Here is a 7,849-nt window from a genome sequence, read left to right as displayed (position 1 = left end):
AACAACTTTTATAGATTATCATGATCACCAATGCATGTCAACATCTTTTTTGAATAAACATGCAGTTGATGAATGCGATAAGCAATTAACAATTTGACAACGAAGAATATGATAGCAACTTTGCCAAGCCGCGTCAACACTTTTTAAATGAGGTTTTAATAAGAATTTCTAAGCCGAACGTTCAAAGAAAAATGCAGCGAATTATTAATAATCCGCTGCATAAAGATGCACTTTTTGCTATTAATCTTCCTGCTTGATTGCAGTTTGGCCGTGCATGTAGGGAACCAGAACGTCAGGAATCTTAACCGTTCCATCAGCTTGCTGATAATTTTCAAGAATGGCAGCGACAGTCCGTCCCACTGCAAGGCCTGAACCGTTGAGTGTATGAACAAATTGCAGCTTGCCATCATCATCGCGATAACGGATTTGTGCTCGACGTGCCTGGAAATCCGTGCAATTACTGCAACTCGAAATTTCACGATAGCGATTCTGCGCCGGGAACCACACTTCAAGATCGTTCGTTTTAGCACTCGTAAAGCTGGCATCGTTGCTGGCCAAGGTGATGACGTGATATGGAAGGCCCAACTTGCGTAACAAGTCCTCTGCATCGTGAATCAAATTCTTTAATTCTTGCCAGGAATCTTCGGGTTTGCAAAACTTGACCATTTCGACCTTGTTAAATTGATGCATCCGGATTAATCCACGAGTATCCCGACCAGCGCTTCCTGCTTCGGAACGAAAGGCAGGTGTTAGTGCGGTGAAGTTAACTGGCAATTTAGCAGCATCGATAATATCCCCGCGATAATAATTGACCAGCGGCACTTCTGCGGTTGGAATCATGGTTAATGGCTCACCATCGTTTGTGATGGTGTACGTTGCATCAGTAAACTTAGGAAATTGACCTGTGCCAAACATTGAATCATTGTTAACCAAATATGGCGGAATAATTTCTTCATAACCTTCTTTTTGGTGTTCATCCAAGAAGAAGTTATAAACGGCTCGCTCTAGTCGCGCACCTGCACCTTTATAGTAGACAAAGCGGCTGCCTGATACTTTGGCCGCCCGTTCAAAGTCCAAAATACCTAGTTTCTCGCCGATATCCCAATGATGTTTCGGTTGAAAATCAAAATGAGGAATGTTGCCCCATTTATATTCTTCACGCGAGTCGTCTTCATTTAGTGACATCGGGACATCATCGGCCGGAAAGTTAGGTAACCGAACCAGAATATAGGTGACTTTCTCATTCAGTTCTGCTAATTCTTTATCTAACTGGCTGATTTTTTGACCAACTTCACGCATAGCCGTGATTTGCTCGTCAGCGTTTTCTTTGTTCCGTTTCATCACCGCGATCTGGCCGGAAACTTCATTACGCTTTGCCTTTAACTCCTCGGTTTGAACTGTTACCTTACGTCGTTTCTCATCAAGGGCGATTAATTCATCGATTTCTTCACCCTTGATCGTGCGAGCAGCTAACTTCTTTTTTGCCCACTCCGGCTTTTGCCGAATCAACTTGAGATCTAACATATTATCCTCCTTCAAAAGTATCAAGCAGTTCACAAAAGGCCGACTTTCCTGGTGCTTGCCATCGCTAGGGTGCGCCTCTTTGGCCAACTTTGGACTGCTGTACTTATTTCTAATCGAAAACCCGTCTGAGTGCTCAGTGCACACAAAAAGCCCTTCATCTCTAATGGGACGAAAGGCTTTTTCCGCGGTACCACCCAAGTTTGGCGCATAACGCCACCCTCTTGAGGCTGATAACGGTTGTCACCGTGCAGTTCATCACTGCCCACTAAGGCGCTGGAATGAGGATGATATGTCAGCTTGCACCACCCGCTAACTCTCTAAAACATCCATTAGGCGCTTCAGACGTGTTTACTATACGTTGTTAGATTACCGCATCTTTCGTGTTTAGACAAGCATCGAGAGCAGTTTTCACTAAAAGAATTAGCAAAACGATGCGTCATTTTCAATAGATAAATCGCGCATCTTTGAGGGTTTTCCCGTCCCATAGTTCCCGCAAAAGGCTATAAAGATGCCCATAATGATCGTTCGTGACATTGATGTGCCATGGGAAGATCTGGGTTTGTCCTGCTGCATCCTTAATGGCACCAACCGAAGTCGTAATAATCAGGTCAACATCTTTAAGGTCGGCATCCGGTGAAGCCAACTCAACAAATGGCACCGCATGTAAAAAGGCCAATAAATCAATGTATCCCGTCACCGTTTGTTCAATGACCGGCGCAACCAATACTTTTTGTTGGGGCTGAAATTGAACCAGTAGTTGATGCAGATTGCGATAAAACGCTTCTGCCAAAACATCGCGGCAGCCGACAAATGATGTCAGTTGCTGACTATCAATCACCTCATCAAGGGTTACTTTAACCTGCTGATAAAAGTCCGGGTCATCTTTGGTTTGCTGCATATTGGCACTAAACTCCGCCAACAAGCTGGTCGTGAAGTCTTTGTTGAACGCTAACACGCTGACGGTCACGCTTAGCATATTGGCAAATAACAAATTATAAGTATCATCCGGCAAATGGATATCAAGCTTAAAGTTATACGGAAAACGCGTAAAGAAACCGTTAATAAGTTGATAGATTTCCGGATTATAGTCATTGTAACGGGCAATGATTCGTTGTTCTACCTGGCCATCCGTAATAATATACAGCGGGGCAAAATTAAAAAGGAAATACAAGGCATCACTTTCACTTTGCTGCTGCTGCGTTGTCAGGTGCTGCAACCGCTTCGACTTATCCAGTAGGCTCAAAGCAGCATCACTAAAGAGATTCGGGACAGGATATTGCAAAACTCTTGAGCCGGCTTCATGTGACAAAACATGGCCGCTTAAAATACGCTGGTGAGCCACCGCAATATAATACATCAACAATTCTCGCGTAATCTTGTTGACCTTGCCACTGTCAAACACAACCAACAAGTCATCTAAAATTTTGCCTGCACGATCATGGGATAAGTTTTCAAATGGCCAAGCGACACCATTCGTTGCCAACCAGTAAGCAATGGTGATGAACAATCTGACATTCAATTCCGCTCCCACGAAGGAAAGTGTCTCGTAAGAAAATTGGACGCCACTTTGCCGGGCGTAACCGCGAATGACTTTCAAATGTCTTAACACGGTCGCTTTAGAACTGTCACAGGCTCTTAAAAAGTCATCAAAGTCTTCATATCGCTGATACAAAACCGCATCCAAAAAATGATACGGATTTGACTGTTTAACCAAAAAATAGCGAAACTCATCAACCGGTATTCCCAGCAATGTTTTGACCGACGCATGTTCGCGGCCAATCATTGCTTCCAGCGAATGCATCAGGCCATTATACGTGTTATAGACGCTGCCATAATTACGATTGGTAATTGCCGCAACTTGTTTAAGGTTGACTTCACTAACCAATGGCCGGTGATCCCGATACGCTTTCACCCGCTTTTTAACCGGTGTCTGGGCTTCCCTGACGTCAATAATGGTCCGAAACAAACTCAGCTTTTCAGCATCGGACATTGATAAGAAAATGTCATGATTGTCTTTCATAAAATCTCCTTCCTGTAGACTTCTGTGTTGGGTAATCCATTCATTTGGAAACGCGTGGCATAAAGACTTGAAGTAGCAGCCCACGAGTCAAGGTCATTCTCTCGTCTTCTTAGACCAGCACGCTTGATACTACGCCTGTATGTCTGAATCAGGCGTCAATTTAATAGGAATTTCTAGATATCTTGATTATACTTCACTGAAGACGCATAATCAGCTTCTTACCCCTGTCTGGCCTATTGCTATACCAACTTGTGAATCTGCCCGTTATTTGATTCACTTACTTAAGGTTACAAAAGCTCAATCATTCACGAGAGTCGCATCGCTTTTGTCATTCTTTGGTATAATTAGAGGTGAAGGGGTTTTAATTGCTACAGATTGGAGGGTACGCGATGCTTTATGAGCAAACTTTTCTTGACCGCGCTGACTTGCAGAAGTTTCAAATGTTTTCGGCTATCAAGGACAGCACCGTCCAGACCTATACCATCAATACCCTCAGTCGCCACCTAGACCTTTCATATCAGCAAGGCTATAACATTTTACAGGAACTGTTTCGGGATATGGCTGGTTTGACGGTCCATCCGGAAAAGTTAAAGCGCCGTCAAATTAATCTTTTAATGGAAATTGATGTCACTGTCGACGATTATCATCTTTACCTGCTGAAACATGCCATTGCTTTTCAGTTTGTGGACTATATCGTGCAAGCCAATCACCCATCAACCGAAAAGTTTTGCCAAGCCCATTTTATCAGCCGCTCGACTTTGGTCCGTAAAACCGCCACCTTACGCAAATTACTCAAACGATTTCAACTAAAACTTTCTTTTAGCGATTTAGGCTTTATTGGCCAGGAGAGCCGCATCCGGCTTTTCCTGTTTGACTTTTATTGGCTTGGCTATCATGGCGTCGATTGGCCGTTTAAGGTTCTGGATGAACATCAGATTGTGCAGGAATACATGGCCTTGCCGAACGCCAAAACGAATCCGGTTGATATTCTTGAAGAAATCCTTTTTTGGGCGATCTGCCGCGTCCGTATCAGCGGCAATCATTTTGTCACCGGTAATGAAGCATTTGATCGGATCTTTAACGACTATCCGCCTTTTCAACACGATGTTTATACACGTGAGATGTTCCCTGGTTTCAACCAACGCTACATGAAGGGTGAAAATGACTTTTTTTATTTTCAGCAACATCGGACCATCACCTTCTTGCCAAGTATTCCGGACGATCAAAACTTCATCCAATATTTATTGCAGCGACCAACTGTCACGGCAGATTTTGTGAAACGCTTATTGGCTTTCTTAAATCAGCATGTCCGGCATCAAACCGCTTTTGATCTCAACAATGAACATGGGCTCATCCTCAACCTCGCACGTATCGCTTTAAATAATGAGATGCTCGGTGGGGACTTCATGCATTTGGTTGACTTCTATCAGCCGCGCGGATTGAATTACACGAAGACGAATCTATTCCGGGTCTTGGAGAAATTCGTGGCATCCTTGCCGAAAACTCCTGAATATCAGTATTTTTTGGGAACCGACCATCAATTCCTGCACACACTTTATTTCCTATTAACGCCTTATTTACGCTACTTTGTTGAAACGCCAACTGTACAGGTTAAATTGGCTTACCTGGATCACGACTTGTTAAACCGGCGCATGGTCAATCTGTTGACTGATTTACCGGTTGTTGATTTACTTCCAGAAGATGCAGCATTTGAAAAAGCTGATCTTGTCATCACCAGTGTGGACAATGAACCGGCTATCAAGGCAGCTGTTCCGGCCGATTTTCGCGGTGAAATCATTAGTTGGATGACTGAAGATAGTGACAATGCTATTTTCCAGCTCTACTTGCAGATTCGGCATTTATATCTTAAGAAAACCGATGCTTCCTTATCGGCTGACAACGATGAGCGGTTATAAATCGTCACCGCATGATAACCAGTGACAATTTCAAATTGGTAGCCTTTTGCGACCAATAAGAGTGCGTAATAAAAAACGACCTGAAAGATGACATTCATCCTTCAAGTCGTTTTTCATTTGTAAGCTTGTTATTTAGGATTAGGTTCATGTTCGCGATGCGGAGCTAGGTCGACTTTTTCAAGCGGGATCAGTTTGGTTTTATACTTCACTTTATACCAGACAAACAGCACAATAAAAAGCGGAATTGACATGTACGACACCATTAACCGTCCCCAAGCAAAGTGCTGGACTGCTTGCAAATCCTGGCCCACGATGACGATCAGACTCATGATAATCGCCATGATCGGGCCAACCGGGAACCACTTGGCATGGTATTTGAGTTCGTGAACATCATGTCCCTGTTTCACGAAAGCCCGCCGAAACCGAAAATGCGAAACCGCGATCCCGAGCCAGGCCAGGAACCCGGTTAACCCTGACGCCGCTACAAGCAGCTGGTAAACGTGTGGTCCCATAATACTGGTCAAGAAAGTTAATGCGCCAACCAGAGTTGTTAGCAACAACGCAGCAAGCGGGATGCCGCGGCTGTTCGTTTTTTGAAAAATCCGCGGTGCAAAGCCGGAGCCGCCCATCGCCCACAACATTCGCGTCGATGCATACATCCCTGAGTTAGCCGATGACAAAACCGAGGTCAAAATCACGGCATTCATGACACTTGCTGCTCCTGCAAGTCCAATGCGGTCAAATACCAATGTGAAGGGCGAAATCGCCACCTGATCCACGCTGGCTCCCAACAGATTCGGGCTAGTGTACGGAATAATGGCGGCAATCACGGCAATCGACAGGATATAAAACAGCAAAATACGCCAGAAAACCTGCTTAATCGCCTTAGGAATACTTGTTTCAGGCGTTTCGCTTTCGCCGGCCGTAATCCCGATCAACTCGGTTCCCTGAAAAGAAAAACCCGCGACAACAAAAACAGCCAACGTTGCGGGGATACCACCCACAAACGGCGCCGCACCGGTTGTGTAATTTTTGAAACCAATGGGACCATGCCCACCCATGATCCCCATAATTGTCAGTAACCCGACAATTAAAAAGACAAACACCGTTACAACCTTAATCAACGACAACCAATATTCAGTTTCACCAAATGACTTGACCGAAATAATGTTAATCAAGAAGATCAGCGCCAAAAACCCCAACGAAAACAGCCAGCCGGGTACATTTGGCAGCCAAAAATGCATAACAATGGCAGTCGTCGAAACATCAACCGCAACGGTAATGGCCCAGTTAAACCAATAGTTCCACCCTAAAGCAAATCCGAACGCCGGATCGACAAACCGACTCGCATACTCGGAAAAAGAGCCGGAAACCGGTACATACGTGGCCATTTCACCTAAACTAGTCATAAGAAAGAAAACCATGAGTCCGATTCCGATATAGGCTGCAATGGCTCCACCCGGTCCGGCAGTGGCAATGGCGCTGCCACTTGCAACAAAAAGGCCGGTTCCGATACTACCGCCAAGAGCAATCATGGATAGATGCCGTGTCTTGAGCTCTCGTTTTACTTGATTGGATGCTGATTGTGCCACAGATGAACTCCTTTGTTAACGTGAATTGATTTTTGCTAAACAATGCCAGATTTTACTGACGATATCTGGAATGAGATTTTCGTGATTGGCTGGTTGTTGACAGCCGGTGGCAGGTTAGGTGCAACGATGCGTTAGCCAAAGACCGGTGTTTATGGATGGAAGACTGCAGCAAGGGCAGAAGCATTCTTCTTTGGGCAATCCGTTAATTTTATTCTGCTTTCTATAACGCGTTCGCCAGCGCAGGGATCTGCGTGTAAGGACCTCGAACGCGATGGCCCAAGACCGGTGTTTATGGACGAAAAACTGCAACAAAGGCAGAAGCATTCTTCTTCGGGCAATCCGATAATTTTATTCTGCTTTCTATAACGCGTTCGCAGTCGCAGCAATCTCCGTGTAAGGACGGACCTCAAGCTTAAATGGCCAAAGCCCAGCCATTTAAGCTTGAGGCCACTTACACTCCGATTGCTAAGCGCTCCTGCTCACGCTCACACAAAAAAAGCCAATGAGTCGGTCTGTTGTGACTAACCCATCGGCTTATTCTGCTTTTTACCATGAATAAACGTGATCCGATTTGTTAGCGCCCCGCGATAATCGCGACAGTCCAGTGGATATTATCCAACTGGCCCAATATCGATTGGCTGAACTCAACCGGTATTTCGGCACCTTTCCCTTTAACAACTGCGCGCTTGGTGTTCAGACCATTGCAGCTGCGACTCATGATTGATGCGACCTCTAATCTCAATTACGACTCACCATATCATGTTCAACTAACAACAGCAACTCACTCTCACACGGCT

4 protein-coding genes and 1 riboswitch are annotated in these 7,849 nt (G+C 44.9%); of the genes, 1 reads left to right on the top strand and 3 read right to left on the bottom strand.

What is annotated here, in order from left to right:
- Positions 1–240 precede the first annotated feature (240 nt).
- Positions 241–1,524: a serine--tRNA ligase gene (gene serS / locus ACWP87_RS07890; RefSeq protein WP_005686073.1), complete on the bottom strand. Its 1,284-nt coding sequence runs from the start codon at positions 1,522–1,524 to the stop codon at positions 241–243.
- Between the two features lie 442 nt (positions 1,525–1,966).
- Positions 1,967–3,544, bottom strand: a complete 1,578-nt coding sequence (locus ACWP87_RS07885) for a helix-turn-helix domain-containing protein (protein ID WP_005686069.1) — start codon at positions 3,542–3,544, stop codon at positions 1,967–1,969.
- 389 nt (positions 3,545–3,933) lie between these two features.
- Here ACWP87_RS07885 and ACWP87_RS07880 point away from each other — a divergent pair, with 389 nt between their 5' ends.
- Positions 3,934–5,460, top strand: a complete 1,527-nt coding sequence (locus ACWP87_RS07880; protein WP_005686068.1) for a helix-turn-helix domain-containing protein — start codon at positions 3,934–3,936, stop codon at positions 5,458–5,460.
- Positions 5,461–5,588: 128 nt separating this feature from the next.
- On the opposite strand, the gene ACWP87_RS07875 is transcribed toward ACWP87_RS07880, so the two are convergent.
- Positions 5,589–7,052: an amino acid permease gene (locus ACWP87_RS07875; RefSeq protein ID WP_005686067.1), complete on the bottom strand. Its 1,464-nt coding sequence runs from the start codon at positions 7,050–7,052 to the stop codon at positions 5,589–5,591.
- A gap of 567 nt (positions 7,053–7,619) precedes the next feature.
- A riboswitch (Lysine riboswitch) is annotated at positions 7,620–7,795 on the bottom strand.
- Positions 7,796–7,849: the final 54 nt, after the last annotated feature.

It is taken from the genome of Lacticaseibacillus sp. 22, assembly GCF_055413445.1.
The sequence above is the reverse complement of the archived record's forward strand: the minus strand, read 5'-3'. Positions and strand labels throughout refer to the sequence as shown.